Source organism: Actinoplanes lutulentus (assembly GCF_003259845.1).
Lineage (GTDB): Bacteria > Actinomycetota > Actinomycetes > Mycobacteriales > Micromonosporaceae > Actinoplanes > Actinoplanes lutulentus.
In genome coordinates this window covers 87,450-104,253 of sequence record NZ_QLMJ01000013.1, presented here as the reverse complement: position 1 = coordinate 104,253, position 16,804 = coordinate 87,450, and the positions used below count along the sequence as shown (strand labels likewise).

The window sequence follows — 16,804 nt, the reverse complement described above, 5'->3', positions numbered from 1 at the left end:
ACAAACACTCGTTGTCCCGGTCATCTTGGCGGATGACACGCGTGGATTCCTAGACGCTGCCTGAGAGTCGGCTGTCAGAAACTGCCACAGGCTTCAAGATCATTTTGTACGAGTAGACGGCAAAAGTGAGACTGCCGGTCAGGATCATCACGAGCGCCACCCAGTTGCTGTCGCTCAGAAGGTAATCGCCCTCGGTGGTCCGGGTGCCCGCCGCCGCCAGCATGAGCAACGTCCAGAGCGCCCACGGCGGCCCCAGCGCCCAGCGCCGGCCGGTCACCGTCACGGCGAACCAGGAGATCGCCAGGTTCGCCCCGATCGCCACCGGGACGGCAAGCGGGATCAGTACCCCGCCGCCCTCCCAGGGCGAACTGCCTTTCGCCAGGTTGACCAGGCCGCCGGAGCGCAGCGTGGTCAGTTCCAGCTCGATCAGCGCGGTGATCACCGTGGCCAGGACCGCGACGACGACGCCGGCCACCCGGATGATCTTTTCCCAGCCGGCCCACGGCTCGCGGGGCGCGACCGTGGGCTGTTCAGTGGCCTCTTCGACAGTCATTCCTTGATCTCCAGACCCGCGAACAGGTCGTCCTCCCACTGGAACGGGCCCGAGCCCGGGCCGCGCTCCCCCTGGACCAGCGTGTAGTACTCCAAGCCCATGAACTCGCCGCCGAAGTCGCCGGCGATGCCGTAGAGCCACGAGTTGTCCGGGATCTGGGTGGCGTGCGCGCGCATGGCCGCCGTCTTTTTCGCCGAGTGGTCGGTGCCGTCGATCCGCGCGGCGATCTCCGCGTCCGGTGTGCCGAACGGCAGGTCCTCCACTTTCTCCACCTCGGAGAACGGGTTGCCCTCGGACTCGCGGAACGCCTCCATGCCGTCCTGCATCACGCTCAGCGGCATGGCGCTCCAGTAGATCTTCTCCGGGCCGTCCGCTCCGGCCAGCTCGGCGGCGCGCATCGCCACCCGATGGGCCTGGATGTGGTCCGGGTGACCGTAGAAACCGTTCGCGTCGTACGTGATCATCACCTGCGGGCGCACCTCGCGGATGATCGCCACGAGATGGGCGGCGGCCTCGTCCAGGTCGGCGCCCCAGAAGGCGCGCGGGTGCTGGTTGGTCGGCAGGCCCATCATCCCGGAGTCGCGGTAACGGCCCGGGCCGCCGAGAATCCGGTGGTCGGTCACGCCGAGCGCGGTACAGGCCCGTTGCCACTCCACGAGCCGGTAACCGCCGAGCTGGTCGGCCTCCGCGGCGGCGAGCTGGGACAGCTCGGGGACGTGGATTTCGCCCTCCTCACCGAGGGTGCAGGTCACCAGGGTCACGTGCGCGCCCTCGGAGACGTAGTGCGCCATGGTGGCCCCGGTGCCGATGACCTCGTCGTCGGGGTGCGCGTGCACCAGCAGCAGTCGGCGTGCGGGCAGGGACTCGTTAGTCACGGCCGATACTGTACGCGCGACCACCGACCAACTCGCGGCACGAGCCCGCGGTTTGACCCGCGCGAGACCCTCTTGATCAGCGATGCTGGGTGGCGTGGAGTACCCCGGACTCGCCGAGCGCACCGGCGGATTCAAGCACGGCGCGCCGCACACCGTGACGATCGGCGCCGGCGGTGCCCGCGTCGTGTTCCTACGCTCGGCCGGACCGGACGATCCGGACTCGGCGCTCTGGGTTCTCGACTGCGACACCGGCGCCGAACGCCAGGTCGCGGACGGCCCGATCACGTCGTACGCGACCGACCGCGAGGCCGGCGTTGCCGCGTTCACCCGTGCCGGCGAGCTGTTCCGCGCCGACCTGGTCGCCGGGACGCTCACCGCGATACCGACCCCGGGACCGGTGTACGACCCACGGCCCTCGCCGTCCGGCCGCGACATCGGGTACGTCGACGACCCGGGCGGCTCCGCCTCCCTGCGGGTGGCCGGGCCGGACGGTGACCGGCTGCTGGCCGGCGAACCCGGCGCGGCCTGGCGGGAGCACGGCGGCACGATCTCTTGGGGCATGGCCGGTGAGCAGGCCGGGGCGTTCGGGCGTACCCGAGGGTGGTGGTGGTCGCCGGAAGGCGGCCAGATCCTTGCGGTACGCACGGCGAAGGCCGCGAGTCTGCACTTGCTCGACATCGACGACGGCTGGGTCGACGTGCACTGGGATCGGGAGACCTATCCCTATCTGGCGCAGGTGCGCTGGGAGTCCGGTGGTCCGCTGATCACCGTGCTGCGCCGGATGCAGCAGCACGGCCTCGTGCTCTCGGTCGACCCGCGCACCGGCGAGACCCAGGTGCACGCCGAGCTCGCCGACGCGCGCTGGGTGGAGCCGGTGCCGGGCACGCCGCGTCACCTGCCGGACGGGCGGGTGCTGGTCGGCGGCGAGCTGGCGCACGACGGCTTCGACGCCCGCTGCCTCTTCGCCGACGGCAGCCTGCTGACCCCGCCCGGCTTCTATGTGAACCGGGTGGCCGGGACGCTGCCCCGCGACGCCGGGCCGGCCGGTGCGCCCGATCTCGTGGTCGAGGGCAGCCTCGGTGATCCGGCGCTGCGCGAGGTGTTCCGGGTGCGCACCGCCCTGATCGGCAGCGGGCCCGAAGTGACCCGGATCGCCGGCCTGACCGGGCGCTCCGGCGTGGTCGTCGGCGGTGACCTGCTGGTCGCCGGTGATCAGGTGTGGCGCGGGACCGAACTGGTGGCGACGCTGCGGTCGTTCGCGGCCGAGCTGCCGTACCGGCCGGAGCCGGTGCTGGAACGGGTCACCGACCGCCGGCTGCCGGCCGCCGTCCTCTATCCGTCCGGATTCGTCTCCGGGTCCCGGCTTCCGGTGCTGCTCACCCTGGGTGCCGGGCCCGGGCATCAGCAGGTCGGCACCGACGCGGCCGCCTGGCAGGAACGGCAGTGGTTCGCCGACGCCGGCTTCGCCGTCGTCAGCGTCGATCCCAGGGGTACGCCCGGAGTGGCGCCCAGCTTCGAGAAAGCGGTCCATCGACGGCTCGGCGACGTGATGCTCGCCGACCTGGCCGACGCGTTGCAGACCCTGCTCGGCAAGCATCCCGACCTGGATCTGACCCGGGTTTCGGTCCGCGGCCACGGGCTCGGCGGCTGGCTTGCGGCGCTGGCCGTGTTACGCCGGCCGGACGATTTCCACCGGGCCGCCGCCCGGAGGCCGGTGCTCGACTGGGCCGATCTGCCGGCACCGATCGCCGAGCGATATCTGGGCGACCGTACCGACGCGGCCGACGTCTACGCCCACCACAGCCTGCTCACGGCCGGCACGTCACCGTCGATCCTGCTGATCGGCGCCGATCTCCCGGGCTGCCCGTCGGCCCGGTCCGCGACCCTCGCCGAAGAGCTAGCCTTCCTGTGTAGTCACAGCTCGGAGGTCACTCGAAGGTAGTCAAGGGGAAGGTTGGCATCGCCATCAGTACTTTTCCAGCGGGCTGCACTCCGTGCTGCGATCCGCTGCACACGACGCCGGGCTGCACGTGCTTGAGGCCGTCAATGTCCGGGTGGGACCGGCTCGGATCCCCATTCCTGACCTGGTCATCACCACGGAGATCGATTTCGACGAGCTCGTCGTCGACGCCTCGGCGGTGCGCCTGGTCTGCGAGATCCTCTCGCCGTCCAACGCGGACACCGACAGGGTGCTCAAGAGGCACTACTACGCGTCGGCCGGCATCCCGTGGTTTCTGCTGGCCGATCCCAAGGACGGGACCCTGCAGCTCTTCGCCCTCGACGGTTCGGAGTACCGGGCGCATTCGGCCGGGGCGCCCGGCAGCCCGCTTCAGCTCACCGAGCCGGTGGTCGTGAGCATCGATCCGCAGGAGTTGCTGCCGCCTCGCTGACGTTGTCGCACCCGCGGCCTAGGGTCGGTTCATGACCCACTTCGATGAAGCGGGCGCGGCTGTGCAAGCCGCGCTCGACGCGGGCGCGCGATATGCGGACGCCCGTGTCATGGTGCGCCGCACCGAGGCGATGTCGGCACGGGACGGCGACGTCGAGGACATCAGCTTCGACGAGAGCGCCGGCATCGGTGTGCGGGCGCTGGTCGGCTCGGGGTGGGGCTTCTACGCCGTACCCGATCTGTCGGAGCCCGCGGCGCGCGCGGCCGGACGGCGAGCCGCTCAGATCGCCGCCGCCAGTGCTTCGGTCGCAGGGCGACCGGCCGATCTGGTCCCGGCAGGCGCCGGGGTGGCGAGCTGGGCCAGCGACTGTCTGATCGACCCGCTCGGCGTCTCCCTCGCCACCAAGGGTGACCTGCTGGTCCGGGCCACGGCAGCGGCCAAGGAGGCCGGCGCCGACCTGGCCGAGGCCAATTACTCCATCTGGGACACCCGCAAGTGGTTCGTCTCCAGCGACGGGCACCGCATCGACCAGCACATCCGGGAGTGCGGCGCGGGCGTGACCGCGAGCGCGTTCGGTGACGGGGAGATCCAGCGCCGGTCCTGGCCGTCGTTCCGGGGGCAGTTCGGCACCCGGGGCTGGGAGACGGTCGAGGAGCTCGACCTGGTCGGCAACGCGCCCCGGATGGCCGAGGAGGCCCGCGCCCTGCTGACCGCGCCGCTCTGCCCGTCCGGCGAGACCACCCTGGTGCTCGGCGGTGAGCAGCTCGCCCTGCAGATCCACGAGTCGGTGGGGCACGCCATCGAGCTGGACCGGATCCTCGGCTGGGAAGCAGCCTTCGCCGGCACCAGCTGGCTCGACCTGGACGCGCTCGGCTCGCTGCGGTACGGCTCCGACCTGATGAACATCACGATCGACCCGACGTTCCCCGGCGCGCTCGGCAGCTTCGGCTTCGACGACGAGGGCACCCCGGCGGCGAAACGGTACGCGGTCCGCGACGGCATCTGGGTCGGTGTCCTCGCCGGGCGTGACTCGGCCGCCGTCGCCGGGCTGGACTACGCCGGCAGCGTCCGCTCCGACGGCTGGTCCCGGCTGCCGATGGTCCGGATGACAAACGTCGGGCTGGAGCCGGGCCCGCACACCCTCGACGAGATCATCGCGGCCACCGACGACGGCGTGTTCATGGACGTCAACCGCTCCTGGTCGATCGACGACCGGCGGCTGAACTTCCAGTTCGGCTGCGAGATCGGCTACGAGATCAAGAACGGGAAACTGGGCCGGATGCTGCGCAACCCGACCTACACCGGGATCGGCCCCAAGTTCTGGCAGTCGATGGACATGCTCTCCTCCGAGACGGTCGCCTGGGGCACACCGAACTGCGGCAAGGGCCAGCCCGGCCAGATCGGGCACACCGGGCATCCGGCGGCGCCGGCCCGGTTCACCAACGTACGGGTAGGAGTGCACGGATGAGCGCCGAACTGCGGGTCGCGGCCCGGGTCGTCGAGCTGGTCCGCGAGCTGGCCGGGAGCAGTGCCGAGGCCGAGGTGATGGTCCGGCACGACGCCGAGGCGCTGACCCGGTTCGCGAACTCGTCGATCCATCAGAACGTGGCGAGTGCGACCACCGGTGTCCGGCTGCGGCTGCACGCCGAGGGGCGGACCACCGGTGGATCCACCACGGTGGTCGACGCCGACGGTCTGCGCGCGCTGGTCGAGAGGACGCTCGCGGCGGCTCGGGTGAGTCCGGTCGACGCGGCCTGGCCCGGACTGGCGCCGCCGGCCGGGCTGCATCCCTCTTCTCCTGAGGTCGGCTCGTTCGACGAAATGACGGCCCGTGCCGACCCCGCTCTGCGCGCCGCCCGGGTCCGCGACTTCGTGGACGCGGCCGGCGGGCTGGAGACGGCCGGTTACTGCCGGACCGTGTACGTGTCGGCGGCCTTCGCCAACACCGCTGGTCAGGCCGTCGAGGGGCGTTCCGCGGAGGCCGCGATGGACGGCATCGCCCGGCTCGACGGTGCCGACGGTGTGGCCCGGCTCGCGGCGTCCCGGCTCTCCGCCATCGACGGCGCGCAGCTCGGCGCCCGCGCCGCAGCGAAGGCCCGTGCCGCCGGCACCCCGGCCGAGCTGCCACCGGGCCACTACGAAGTGGTGCTCGAACCGGACGCGGTCAAGGACCTGCTGGAAAACCTGGCCACCTTCGGGTTCAACGGCAAGTCGTGGGCGCAGCGCCAATCCTTCGCCGAGCTGGGCAAACAGCAGTTCGACCCCTCGGTGACCATCGTGGACGAACCGCTCGGCAGCCGGGGCGAACCCGCGGCCGGGCTGCCCTTCGACGACGAGGGCACACCACGCCGGTCGCTGGTCCTGGTCCGGGACGGCGTGACCAGGGCGGTCACCCATGACCGGACGTCGGCGGCGCAGGCGGGCGCGGAGTCGACCGGGCACGCGTCGCCGTACTCACGGTCGTGGGGTCCGCAGGCCGGCAACCTGCGGCTGGAGGCCGCGGGTCTGCCGTCGTCCTCGACCGGCGGCACCGGATCCGTCGCCGAGTCGGCGCGGCCGATGGTCGCCCGGGTCGCGCGCGGTCTGCTGATCACCGACCTCTGGTACACCCGGGTGCTCGACCCGAAAAGCCTGGTGGTGACCGGTCTGACCCGCAACGGCGTCTGGCTGATCGAGGACGGCGAGATCGTCTCGGCGGTGGGCAACCTGCGGTTCACCCAGTCGTACCCGCAGGCCCTCGGCCCGGGGCGGGTGCTCGGCATCGGCGCCGAGTCGGTGCTGCTACCGGAGTCGTGGGGCCGTGCCCGGTACGCCGCTCCGGCCCTGCACCTGGCCGGATGGAACATCACCGGCAACGCCTCTGGATGATCCGTTACACCATCCATGATCGTCCAATCGATGTGGGATGGTGGTTTTGTGGTCCACTTCGCATACCCACCCCGCAAAGTGTCGGACCTTCGGCGTAACGTGTGCCCCACATCACTGTCGCTTCGCGACGGCTGAGGTGGGGCACCGCTGTGTCCGCTCCCGGCTGTCAGCGACCTGAACGGCACATTCAGGGAGATGGAATGACGACGGCAACGAAGCCGGGCGGCGGCGGGCGACCTCGCGCGGCCATCGCGGCGAAAACGCTGCGGACCGACCGGTGGTGGCTCGCTCCACTGATCACTTTCGTCGGCCTGAGCGCCTGGGTCACGTACGCGACGGTTCGCGTCTTCATGCACAAGTGGTTCTTCGTGGAGGAGTTCCACTACCTCACACCGTTCTACTCACCGTGTCTCACCGAGCGGTGCGGCGCCGCGGCCGAGTTCGGCACACCACTGCCAAACTTCTTCCTCCTCCCGGAGGCCGCCCTCACCCTGCCGTTCCTGCTGCTCTTCCGTCTGACCTGCTATTACTACCGGAAGGCGTACTACCGAGCCTTCTGGCTTTCGCCGCCGGCCTGCGCGGTCCCCGACGGTCACGAGCGCTACTCCGGCGAGACTCGCTTCCCGCTCATCTTCCAGAACGCCCATCGGTACGCCTTCTACGCCGCCGTGATCATCTCGCTGATCAACACCTGGGACGCGGTACGGGCGCAGACGACCGGAATCGGACTCGGCAACGCGATTCTGTGGATCAACGTGATCATGCTCTGGGCGTACACATTGTCCTGTCATTCGTGCCGGCACATCGCCGGCGGCAGGCTGAAGCACTTCTCCAAGCATCCGGTGCGTTATCGCTTCTGGACCTTCGTGTCGAAGCTCAACACCCGGCACATGCAGCTGGCCTGGATCACGCTCGGCACCCTGGCGCTGACCGACTTCTACGTCATGGGTCTCGCCGCCGGCTGGTTCACCGACCTCCGCATTCTCAACTGAGGGGCCCGCGATGACCACCGCGATCGAGCGACACCTGTACGACGTCGTCGTGATCGGCGCCGGCGGCGCCGGACTGCGCGCGGCGATCGAGGCCCGGCTGGCCGGCAAACGCACCGCGATCATCTCGAAATCGCTGTTCGGCAAGGCGCACACCGTGATGGCCGAGGGCGGCGCCGCCGCCGCGATGGGTAACGCCAACAGCCGTGACAACTGGATGGTCCACTTCCGGGACACCATGCGTGGCGGCAAGTTCCTCAACAACTTCCGGATGGCGGAGCTGCACGCCAAGGAGGCGCCGGAGCGGATCTGGGAGCTGGAGACGTACGGCGCTCTCTTCGACCGGACCAAGGACGGCAAGATCTCGCAGCGCAACTTCGGCGGCCACGAGTACCCGCGCCTCGCGCACGTCGGCGACCGGACCGGCCTGGAACTGATCCGCACCCTCCAGCAGAAAATCGTCTCGCTCCAGCAGGAGGACTACGCCGAGACCGGCAGCTACGACGCACGGATCCGGGTCTTCCAGGAGACAACGGTCACCGAGCTGCTGCTGGACGGCGACCGGGTGGCCGGCGCGTTCGGCTACTTCCGCGAGTCCGGCGAGTTCGTGCTCTTCGAGGCGCCGGCCGTGGTCCTCGCCACCGGTGGCGTCGGCCGCAGCTACAAGGTCACGTCGAACTCCTGGGAGTACACCGGCGACGGCCACGCCCTGGCCCTGCGCGCCGGCGCGACTCTGATCAACATGGAGTTCCTCCAGTTCCACCCGACCGGCATGGTCTGGCCGCCCAGCGTCAAAGGCATCCTGGTCACCGAGTCGGTGCGCGGCGACGGCGGCGTGCTGCGCAACTCCGAGCAGAAACGCTTCATGTTCGACTACGTCCCCGACGTCTTCCGCAAGCAGTACGCGGAGACCGAGGAGGAGGCCGACCGCTGGTACGCCGACCCGGAGAACAACCGCCGCCCGCCCGAGCTGCTGCCCCGCGACGAGGTGGCCCGGGCCATCAACAGCGAGGTCAAGGCGGGCCGTGGCAGCCCGGCCGGCGGTGTCTTCCTGGACATCTCCACCCGGCTGCCGGCCGAGCAGATCATCCGGCGGCTGCCGTCGATGCACCACCAGTTCAAGGAGCTGGCCGACGTCGACATCACCAAGGAGCCGATGGAGGTCGGGCCGACCTGCCACTACGTGATGGGTGGCGTCGAGGTCGACCCGGACTCCGCGGCGGCCCTCGGCACGGTGCAGGGACTGTTCGCGGCCGGCGAGGTCTCCGGCGGTATGCACGGGTCCAACCGGCTGGGCGGCAACTCCCTCTCCGACCTGCTGGTGTTCGGCAAGCGGGCCGGTGAGCACGCTTCGGCGTACGTCGACACGCTCGGCAAACGGCCCAAGCCGTCGAAAGTGGACGTCGCCTCGGCCGTCGAGGTCGCCCTAGCTCCTTTGGTACGCAGCGGGGGCGAGAACCCGTACACATTGCAGCAGGACCTTCAGGCGGTGATGGGCGACCTGGTCGGCATCATCCGCCGTGAGGGTGAGCTGACCGACGCGCTGAAACGGCTGCACGAGCTGCGCCTGCGGGTGGCGAACGTGTCGTCCGAGGGCGGCCGCCGTTACAACCCCGGCTGGCACCTGGCGATCGACCTGCGCAACATGCTGGTCGTCTCGGAGTGCACGGCGAAAGCGGCGCTGGAACGCGAGGAGTCCCGTGGCGGCCACACCCGCGAGGACTTCCCGAAGATGAGCCCGCAGTGGCGCCTGATCAACCTGATCTGCTCGGTCGACGAGTCCGGCGACGTGCACCTGGAACGCAAGCCGGTGCCGCGGATGCGTGCCGAGCTGATCGAGCTGTTCGAGCGGACCGAGCTCTCCAAGTACCTGACCGACGAGGAACTGGCCGAGTTGGAGGCAGAATGAAACGCCACTTCCGGGTCTGGCGCGGCGATTCGTCGGGCGGCGATCTGACCGATTTCGACGTCGAGGTGAACGAGGGCGAGGTCGTCCTCGACATCATCCACCGGCTCCAGGCCACCGAGGTGCCCGACCTGGCCTGCCGGTGGAACTGCAAGGCCGGCAAATGCGGCTCCTGCTCCATGGAGATCAACGGCAAGCCGCGGCTGGGCTGCATGACCCGGATGTCGACGTTCACCGAGGACGAGACGGTCACGATCACACCGTTGCGGGCGTTCCCGGTGATCCGCGACCTGGTCACCGACGTGTCCTTCAACTACGAGAAAGCCCGCGAGACGCCGGCGTTCGCCCCGCCGGTCGGTGTCGCTCCCGGTGAATACCGGATGCAGCAGATCGATGTGGAGCGCAGCCAGGAGTTCCGCAAGTGCATCGAGTGCTTCCTCTGCCAGAACACCTGCCACGTGGTCCGCGACCACGAGGAGAACAAGGAGGCGTTCGCCGGCCCGCGCTTCTTCATCCGGGCCGCCGAGCTCGACATGCACCCGCTCGACGACCGCACCGACCGCAAGGAGTACGCACAGGCCAGCCAGGGCCTCGGATACTGCAACATCACCAAGTGCTGCACCGAGGTCTGCCCGGAACACATCAAGATCACGGACAACGCGATCATCCCGATGAAGGAGCGCGTGGTGGACCGTCGTTACGACCCGCTCGTCTGGCTGGGCCGCAAGATCTTCCGCCGGGACGAGCTGGAGGCCGGCGCGGTTCCGGCGGGTGCCGTTCCGGCCGGTGCTCCGGCTCATCGTGTTCCGCTTTCCAGTGCCCGGTTGCCGGAGGGTCCCCCGGTGGGGCCGGACGGTCACATGGATGTCGCCGAGCTGGCCGCTCCGATTCAGGGCGGGCCGTCCCCGTTCGGCGAGGACATGACGTTCCCGCTCCCGCCGGAACACGTGGTCTACCACCACCCGTCCCCGCAGAAGGACTGATCGTCGAACATTCGTACTAACATGGGGCCATGTACCAGCCTTCAATGTTCGACCTGATGACGCCCGGGCCGGCCGGCAGCTTCGCGCCACTGGCCGGCCTGACCCGTCACCGCCTGACCGCGGGCGCCTGGGTCGACGTGCTGCCCGGCTGGCTGCACGGCTCCGACGAGGTCTTCGCAACGTTGCTCGGCATCGACTGGCGGGCCGAGCGCCGCAAGATGTATGACGACGTCGTCGACGTCCCCCGCCTGCTCCGCTGGTTCGGCGCCCAGGAGGAGCTGCCCCACCCTCTTCTGACCGAGGCCAAGGCGTTGCTCAACGGGCATTACGCCGACGAACTGGGCGAGGAGTTCACCACGGCGGGCATGTGCCTGTACCGCGACGGCCGCGACAGCGTCGCCTGGCACGGTGACACGCTGGGCCGCTCGGCCCGCGAGGACACCATGGTCGCGATCGCGTCGTTCGGCTCACCGCGCAACCTGCTGCTGCGCCCGAGAGCCGGCGGCCACGAGACGCTCCGCTTCCCCTTGGGCCACGGCGACCTGATCGTGATGGGCGGCTCCTGCCAGCGCACATGGGAGCACGCGGTCCCGAAAACGGCCCGCCCGGTGGGCCCGAGGGTGAGCGTCCAGTTCCGCCCCACCGACGTCGCCTAACCACCCACCACCCCGCCCGAGCAGCCACCACCGTCCCCCACGCAGCCACCGCCGCACCCTGCGCAGTCACCACCGCGCCACCCTCCGCCGCGCCTCGCGCCTCGCGCCTCGCGCCTCGCGCCTCGCGCCTCGCGCCTCGCGAAATCTTGGCAAGTTTCGGCTGCTATACGGGCACTACTTGCCAAGATCGAGCGGAAGCCTGCCGCGGCTGCCGCAGGTCACCCAACTCCGCGAGACCTTGGCAAACCGTGGCTGCCATGTGACAGCTGCCATGTGGGCACTGGTTACCAAGATCCGTGATGGAGATTGGCCGTCAGGACTGCCGCTGCTGCCAGTACCGCTGTCGTCCCCGGTCGGCTCATCTCGACACCCCTTGTTGTGAGTTTGCGCCGGCCCTGCAGCCGGAAACTCACAAGATCTCGGTAGAGCTGGGCAGCTGCGGCGAGGGCGGCAGAGATCTTGTGAGTTTGCGCCGACCGAACCGCCCAAAACGCACAAGATCTCGGCGGACGGCACGCAGCGGAGTTGCGAACTGGGTGGGGCGAGACCAGAGCACACGGTGGGCGCGTGGCCCGGCGAGACCCGGGCACACGGTGGGCGCGTGACTTGGCGAGACCAGAGCACACCGTGGGCACGCGGCCCGGCGGGACCAGAGCACACGGTGGGCACGCGGCCCGGCGGGACCAGAGCACACCGTGGGCTCTGGGCACCCCGTCTGAGCTGCTCTGAAATCTCGAGGTAACAGGGGGATTGCAAGTGGTTGACGGCGGGGCCGAGAAAGTTACACTCCTAGTGTAAATAGTTGACCATCACTCCATGTAGGACTTCCACCGGTCCGAGAGGTGGCTATGGCAACAGGTGAGCTCAACCTTCATCACATAGGCGTTCGCTTCGGCGGGCTGGTTGCTCTTGATGACGTGTCCCTGCGCGTGGCGCCGGGGAAAGTCGTCGGGGTGATCGGGCCCAACGGGGCGGGCAAGACGACTCTTTTCAATGTCATCAGCGGGTTCGTGACGCCGTCCGACGGCAGCCTCACGCTGGACGGCAAGCCGTGGCGGCCCCGGCCGCATCGGCTCAGCGGGCTCGGGATCGCCCGGACTCTGCAGGGTGTCGGCCAGTTCGGCGGCATGACCGTGCTGGAGAACGTGATGGTCGGCGTGCGTGGCCGGCGGGCCGAGGCCGAGGCGTTCGCCGCACTCGATCGGTGCGGTGTCGCGCAATACGCGGCGGTCCGACCCGGCACGCTGCCGTACGCGATTCGCAAACGGGTCGAACTGGCCCGGGCTCTGGCGTCGAAGCCTCGCATCCTGATGCTCGACGAGCCGGCCGGTGGTCTCGACACCGACGAGATCCGCTGGCTGGGCGACCTGATCAGAGGCGAGCTGATCAAAGACAGCGGCACCACAGTGCTGCTGGTCGAGCACCACATGGACCTGGTCATGTCGGTCTGCGACGAGATCCTGGTCCTCGACTTCGGCAAGCCGATCGCGCTCGGCACCCCGGGCGAGATCAGCACGAACGAACGCGTCACCGAGGCATACCTCGGCGCACCCGCCTGACAAAAACCTAAGAAACACACCCCCAAAAAGCCGGTCCCGCGGACCCGGCTTCCCTCGCCATACCCGAAATTTCATGAAACGACCGGAGGAGTCACGTCGATGGCAGGAGTTACCGCAGGAGACACGGCATGAGCAGCGCTCTGCTCCAGGTCGAAGGACTCACCGCCGGGTACGGCGCTGCGCCCGTCCTGCACGACGTGAACCTCAGCGTCCAACCCGGAGAGATCGTCGCCGTTCTGGGCGCCAACGGTGCCGGCAAGACCACGCTGTTGCGTACCCTCTCCGGCCTGGTCCGGACCACCGGCGGCCGCGTCGTCTTCAACGGCGAGGACCTCAAGGGCACCAAGGTCGAACAGATGGTGCGGCGAGGTATCGCGCACGTCCCGGAGGGACGTGGCGTGGTCACCGAGCTGACCGTCGACGAAAATCTCCGGCTCGGCGGCCTGTGGCGACGCGACCAGGCCGACGCGAAACGTGCCCTCGATGAGGTGTACGAGCTGTTCCCGGCGTTGGCACAACGGCGTGCCTCCGCCGGGCACCAGCTTTCCGGCGGCGAGCGGCAGATGCTGGCGCTGGGCCGGGCGCTGGTGAGCGGGCCGAAGTTGCTGCTGCTGGACGAGCCGTCGCTGGGCCTCGCTCCGAAGATCACCGCGCAGATCATGGCGCTCCTGCGCGATCTCCAGAAAAAGAAGGGCCTCGCGGTTCTGCTCGTGGAGCAGAACGTGCGCAGCGCACTGTCCATCGCGGACGAGGGTGTGGTGCTCGCCCTCGGCCGGGTGGTGACCCGCAACAAGGCCGCGGCGCTGCGCGACGACGCCGATCTCCGACACGCGTACCTGGGGTTCTGATGAACCAATTCGTCTATCTGACCTTCGACGGGCTGAGCCGGGGCGCGGTCTACGCGGCGTTCGCGCTGGCCCTGGTGCTGATCTGGCGGGCCGCCCGGATCGTGAACTTCGCGCAGGGCGCGATGGCGGTCGCCGCCGTCTACGTGGCGTACTCGGTGACCAGCGCGACCGGGTCGTACTGGCTCGGGTTCGTCGCGGCGCTGGTGGCCGGGCTGGCGCTCGGCGTGATCGTCGAGCGGGTGGTGATGCGGTTCGTCGACCACTCGTCGCCGCTGAACGGCGTGGTGGTGGCGCTCGGCCTGGTTCTGGTGATCCAGGGCGTGCTCGGCATCGTCTACGGCAGCGAGTTCCACCCGGTGGAGACCCCGTTCAGCCGGGACGCCTTCGAAATAGGCGGGATCGCGCTGCTCTCCCGATATGACCTGTTCGTCTTCGCCGCGGTGGGCGCGGTGGTCGCTTCCCTCACTCTTCTTTTCACCCGTACGCCGATAGGGCTGCGGATGCGAGCAGCAGCATTCGCTCCGGATGTGTCCCGGCTGCTCGGCGTGTCGGTCGGCGGGATGCTGACGCTCGGCTGGGCACTCGCGTCAGCGGTCGGCTCGCTGGCCGGGATGCTCGTCGTCCCCACTGAGCTGGGACTTCATCCGACCGCGATGGACGTGGTGTTCATCTCGGCGTTCACCGCCGCGGTGGTCGGCGGCCTGGACAGTCCGATCGGCGCGGTCACCGGCGGGCTGATCGTCGGGCTGCTGCTCTCGTACGTCAGCGGATACGTGGAGCCGACGGTCGCTCCGATGGCCGTGCTGCTCCTGCTCGTGGTCGTGCTTCTCGGTAAGCCGGGCGGGCTCTTCTCCAGCTCGAAGGCGAGGGTGGCATGACGGATATGAAGACGAAGGCGAGCGCGAGTCCCGTACCCACGAAGGTCGCGCAAGAAAGGCGCAGCATGCGCCGCCTCGCTCCGATTGCCGCCGTCCTGGCCGGCGGGGTGGTGATCCTGATTTTGAGTTACACGCTGGAGCCGTTCCGGAACTATCAGCTCGCGACGGTCGGCGCCTATTTCTGCGTGACCGCCGGGCTGACCGTCCTGACCGGACTGAACGGGCAGCTCAGCCTCGGGCACGGCGCGCTGATGGCGACCGGCGCCTATTCATTCGCGCTGGCCCAGAACAAGTGGCTCAGCCTGCCGCTCAGCTTCGTCGTGGCGATCGCGGTGACCACCCTGGCCGGCGCGGTGATCGGGCTGGCCGCGGCACGGCTGCGCGGTCCCTATCTGGCCGGCCTGACACTCGCCGTCGCGATCGTGGTCCCGTCGGTGACCAGCACGTTCGACGAGACGTTCAACAGTGATCAGGGCCTGTCGGTGGTGCTCGACCCGCCGCCCGGGACGATCCCGATGGAACGCTGGCAGGCCTGGCTGGCGTGGACCGGCGCGCTGCTCACCGTGCTGCTGCTGGCCTTCCTGGTCCGCGGCGCGTTCGGGCGGCGGCTGCGGGCGGTACGCGACGACGAGACCGCCGCGAAGCTCGCCGGCGTCAACATCGCGCGTACCCAGGTCCTGGCCTTTGTCGTGAGCGCGGTCTGCGCCGGTCTTTCCGGCGCCCTGTTCGCCGTGCTCGCGCAGAGCGTGTCGCCGGGCGCGTTTCCGCTGACGCTCTCCCTCTTCCTCGTCATGGCGATCGTGATCGGCGGCCTGGGCAGCCTGTTCGGCGCCCTGCTCGGCGCGATCCTGCTGGTCGCCCTGCCCACGTTCGCCCAGTCGGTCGCTGAACAGACCGGCTCTCATCGACTCGAAGGGAACCTCGCCCTTGTCGTCTTCGGCGTGGTGCTCATCGTCGTGATGCTCGCCGCACCGGGGGGCCTCGCATCCATCCGCTTCACCTTCATCCGCAGATTCAGGAGGGAACGATGAAACGCACTGCGACGACGTTTGTCGCCGCCATGGTGTTGCTGGCCGCAGGCTGCAGCAGCGATGGTGGTGGCGGCGGCTCAACCAGCGGCGCCGATGTGCCAGGAGTGACCGACACCGAGGTCGTGGTGGGAACCCACCACCCGCTGACCGGTCCGGCAGCCGCCGGGTACGCCAGCATCTCGCCGGCCACCAAGGCGTACTTCGACTTCGTGAACGCGAACGGCGGCGTGCACGGCCGCAAGATCACGTACAAGGTCAAGGACGACGGTTACAACCCGGCGACCACCCAGCAGGTGGTCCGTGAGCTGGTGCTGCAGGACAAGGTGTTCGCCGTCATCAACGGCCTCGGCACCCCGACGCACACCGGCGTGCTGGACTTCCTCAAGACCAACCGGGTGCCCGACCTGTTCGTGGCGAGCGGCAGCCGCAGCTGGAACCAGCCCGACAAATATCCGGGCACGTTCGGCTTCAACCCCGACTACACCGTCGAAGGCAAGATCCTCGGTACGTACGTGAAGGACAACCTGGCCGGCAAGAAGGTCTGCTTCCTCGGCCAGGACGATGACTTCGGCCGGGACAGCCTGCTCGGCCTGGAGAAGGTCGTCGGCGCGGTCGCGGCCAAGGGCACGTACGTGACCAGCAACCCGAACGTCGGACCGCAGTTCGGCCAGTTCAAGGCGGCCGGCTGTGAGGTCGTCGTGCTGGCGACCATCCCCGGTTTCACGGCGCTCTCGATCGGGACGGCCGCGAAGATCGCCTTCAAACCGCAGTTCGTGGTGAGTAACGTGGGCGCTGACCCGACCACCGTCGGCAAGGCCCTCGGTGCCGCCGCGCCGCTGATGGAGGGCCTGGTGGCGGCGAACTACCTGCCGCTCAGCACCGACGAGGCCAACCCGTGGATCTCGCTCTTCAAGAAGGTCAACACGGAGTACAACAACGGCGCCGAGTTCGACAACAACGTCGTCTACGGCATGTCGGTGGCGTACCTGTTCGTGCAGTCGCTCCAGGCCGCGGGCAAGGACCTGACCCGCGACGGGATCGTCGAAGCGGTCAAGAAGAACGGCTTCGGAGGACCGGGATTGGTTCCGCTGCGCTTCTCGGCCACGGATCATGCCGGGTACGGCGGAACGCAGCTCACCAAGGTCGAAGGGGGCAAGGCGGTCTTCTTCGGTACCGCGTACACCACCGACGACGCCGAGGGCGCTGTTGCTCCGCACACTGCCCAGGTCGTGACGCCGCCGTCCAACGGCGTACCGGCCGCGTAATAT

14 protein-coding genes and 1 pseudogene are annotated in these 16,804 nt (G+C 69.0%); 13 read left to right on the top strand and 2 right to left on the bottom strand.

Features of this window, described 5'->3' with window-relative positions:
* Window positions 1–49 precede the first annotated feature (49 nt).
* Both B0I29_RS26030 and mshB read right to left on the bottom strand, forming a co-directional pair.
* Entirely contained in the window at window positions 50–553 is a 504-nt protein-coding gene (locus tag B0I29_RS26030) for a hypothetical protein (protein WP_111651710.1), read from the bottom strand.
* Window positions 550–1,428 carry an N-acetyl-1-D-myo-inositol-2-amino-2-deoxy-alpha-D-glucopyranoside deacetylase gene (mshB, locus tag B0I29_RS26025; RefSeq protein WP_181557979.1) on the bottom strand — a complete coding sequence of 293 codons (879 nt, stop codon included), beginning with the start codon at window positions 1,426–1,428 and terminating at the stop codon, window positions 550–552. Before mshB ends, B0I29_RS26030 begins: the two co-directional genes overlap by 4 nt.
* Window positions 1,429–1,510: 82 nt before the next feature.
* On the opposite strand from mshB, the gene B0I29_RS26020 reads away from it, so the two are divergent.
* The 13 genes and pseudogenes from B0I29_RS26020 to B0I29_RS25960 all read left to right on the top strand — a co-directional run bounded on the left by B0I29_RS26020 (window position 1,511) and on the right by B0I29_RS25960 (window position 16,801).
* Window positions 1,511–3,370, top strand: coding sequence for a S9 family peptidase (locus tag B0I29_RS26020; protein ID WP_111651708.1), 1,860 nt, complete (start codon window positions 1,511–1,513; stop codon window positions 3,368–3,370).
* 19 nt (window positions 3,371–3,389) lie between these two features.
* Window positions 3,390–3,818 (top strand): annotated as a pseudogene (locus B0I29_RS26015) (Uma2 family endonuclease); the annotation flags it as partial.
* A gap of 31 nt (window positions 3,819–3,849) precedes the next feature.
* Window positions 3,850–5,286: a TldD/PmbA family protein gene (locus tag B0I29_RS26010; protein ID WP_111651706.1), complete on the top strand. Its 1,437-nt coding sequence runs from the start codon at window positions 3,850–3,852 to the stop codon at window positions 5,284–5,286.
* Window positions 5,283–6,686, top strand: a complete 1,404-nt coding sequence (locus B0I29_RS26005) for a TldD/PmbA family protein (RefSeq protein WP_111651705.1) — start codon at window positions 5,283–5,285, stop codon at window positions 6,684–6,686. Before B0I29_RS26010 ends, B0I29_RS26005 begins: the two co-directional genes overlap by 4 nt.
* A 200-nt stretch (window positions 6,687–6,886) precedes the next feature.
* Window positions 6,887–7,678: a hypothetical protein gene (locus B0I29_RS26000; protein ID WP_111651704.1), complete on the top strand. Its 792-nt coding sequence runs from the start codon at window positions 6,887–6,889 to the stop codon at window positions 7,676–7,678.
* Between the two features lie 10 nt (window positions 7,679–7,688).
* A complete protein-coding gene (locus B0I29_RS25995) occupies window positions 7,689–9,584 on the top strand; it encodes a fumarate reductase/succinate dehydrogenase flavoprotein subunit (protein WP_111651703.1) in 1,896 nt (631 codons plus the stop codon).
* Complete coding sequence (locus tag B0I29_RS25990; RefSeq protein ID WP_111651702.1) at window positions 9,581–10,564, top strand: succinate dehydrogenase/fumarate reductase iron-sulfur subunit; 984 nt, start codon at window positions 9,581–9,583, stop codon at window positions 10,562–10,564. The genes B0I29_RS25995 and B0I29_RS25990 overlap by 4 nt, the downstream gene beginning before the upstream one ends.
* Window positions 10,565–10,593: 29 nt before the next feature.
* Window positions 10,594–11,220, top strand: a complete 627-nt coding sequence (locus B0I29_RS25985; protein WP_111651701.1) for an alpha-ketoglutarate-dependent dioxygenase AlkB — start codon at window positions 10,594–10,596, stop codon at window positions 11,218–11,220.
* Window positions 11,221–12,068: 848 nt separating this feature from the next.
* Window positions 12,069–12,779, top strand: coding sequence for an ABC transporter ATP-binding protein (locus B0I29_RS25980; protein ID WP_111651700.1), 711 nt, complete (start codon window positions 12,069–12,071; stop codon window positions 12,777–12,779).
* 128 nt (window positions 12,780–12,907) lie between these two features.
* The gene (locus tag B0I29_RS25975) at window positions 12,908–13,627 is read left to right on the top strand and encodes an ABC transporter ATP-binding protein (RefSeq protein WP_111651699.1); all 720 of its coding nucleotides are present in this window, start codon (window positions 12,908–12,910) and stop codon (window positions 13,625–13,627) included.
* Window positions 13,627–14,505 (top strand): branched-chain amino acid ABC transporter permease, encoded by an 879-nt coding sequence (locus B0I29_RS25970; protein WP_111651698.1) that lies wholly within the window; start codon window positions 13,627–13,629, stop codon window positions 14,503–14,505. Before B0I29_RS25975 ends, B0I29_RS25970 begins: the two co-directional genes overlap by 1 nt.
* Entirely contained in the window at window positions 14,502–15,536 is a 1,035-nt protein-coding gene (locus tag B0I29_RS25965; RefSeq protein ID WP_111651697.1) for a branched-chain amino acid ABC transporter permease, read from the top strand. Before B0I29_RS25970 ends, B0I29_RS25965 begins: the two co-directional genes overlap by 4 nt.
* The gene (locus B0I29_RS25960) at window positions 15,533–16,801 is read left to right on the top strand and encodes an ABC transporter substrate-binding protein (RefSeq protein ID WP_111651696.1); all 1,269 of its coding nucleotides are present in this window, start codon (window positions 15,533–15,535) and stop codon (window positions 16,799–16,801) included. The genes B0I29_RS25965 and B0I29_RS25960 overlap by 4 nt, the downstream gene beginning before the upstream one ends.
* Window positions 16,802–16,804 lie beyond the last annotated feature (3 nt).

Excerpts from the sequence above, each read along its gene's own strand:
- B0I29_RS25975 (WP_111651699.1), top strand. The coding sequence starts at position 12,908 with ATGAGCAGCGCTCTGCTCCAGGTCGAAGGACTCACCGCCGGGTACGGC.
- B0I29_RS25980 (WP_111651700.1), top strand. The coding sequence starts at position 12,069 with ATGGCAACAGGTGAGCTCAACCTTCATCACATAGGCGTTCGCTTCGGC.
- B0I29_RS26000 (WP_111651704.1), top strand. The coding sequence starts at position 6,887 with ATGACGACGGCAACGAAGCCGGGCGGCGGCGGGCGACCTCGCGCGGCC.
- B0I29_RS25995 (WP_111651703.1), top strand. The coding sequence starts at position 7,689 with ATGACCACCGCGATCGAGCGACACCTGTACGACGTCGTCGTGATCGGC.
- B0I29_RS25985 (WP_111651701.1), top strand. The coding sequence starts at position 10,594 with ATGTACCAGCCTTCAATGTTCGACCTGATGACGCCCGGGCCGGCCGGC.
- B0I29_RS26005 (WP_111651705.1), top strand. The coding sequence starts at position 5,283 with ATGAGCGCCGAACTGCGGGTCGCGGCCCGGGTCGTCGAGCTGGTCCGC.
- B0I29_RS26030 (WP_111651710.1), bottom strand. The coding sequence starts at position 553 with ATGACTGTCGAAGAGGCCACTGAACAGCCCACGGTCGCGCCCCGCGAG.
- B0I29_RS25970 (WP_111651698.1), top strand. The coding sequence starts at position 13,627 with ATGAACCAATTCGTCTATCTGACCTTCGACGGGCTGAGCCGGGGCGCG.
- B0I29_RS26020 (WP_111651708.1), top strand. The coding sequence starts at position 1,511 with ATGCTGGGTGGCGTGGAGTACCCCGGACTCGCCGAGCGCACCGGCGGA.
- B0I29_RS25965 (WP_111651697.1), top strand. The coding sequence starts at position 14,502 with ATGACGGATATGAAGACGAAGGCGAGCGCGAGTCCCGTACCCACGAAG.
- B0I29_RS25990 (WP_111651702.1), top strand. The coding sequence starts at position 9,581 with ATGAAACGCCACTTCCGGGTCTGGCGCGGCGATTCGTCGGGCGGCGAT.
- B0I29_RS25960 (WP_111651696.1), top strand. The coding sequence starts at position 15,533 with ATGAAACGCACTGCGACGACGTTTGTCGCCGCCATGGTGTTGCTGGCC.
- B0I29_RS26010 (WP_111651706.1), top strand. The coding sequence starts at position 3,850 with ATGACCCACTTCGATGAAGCGGGCGCGGCTGTGCAAGCCGCGCTCGAC.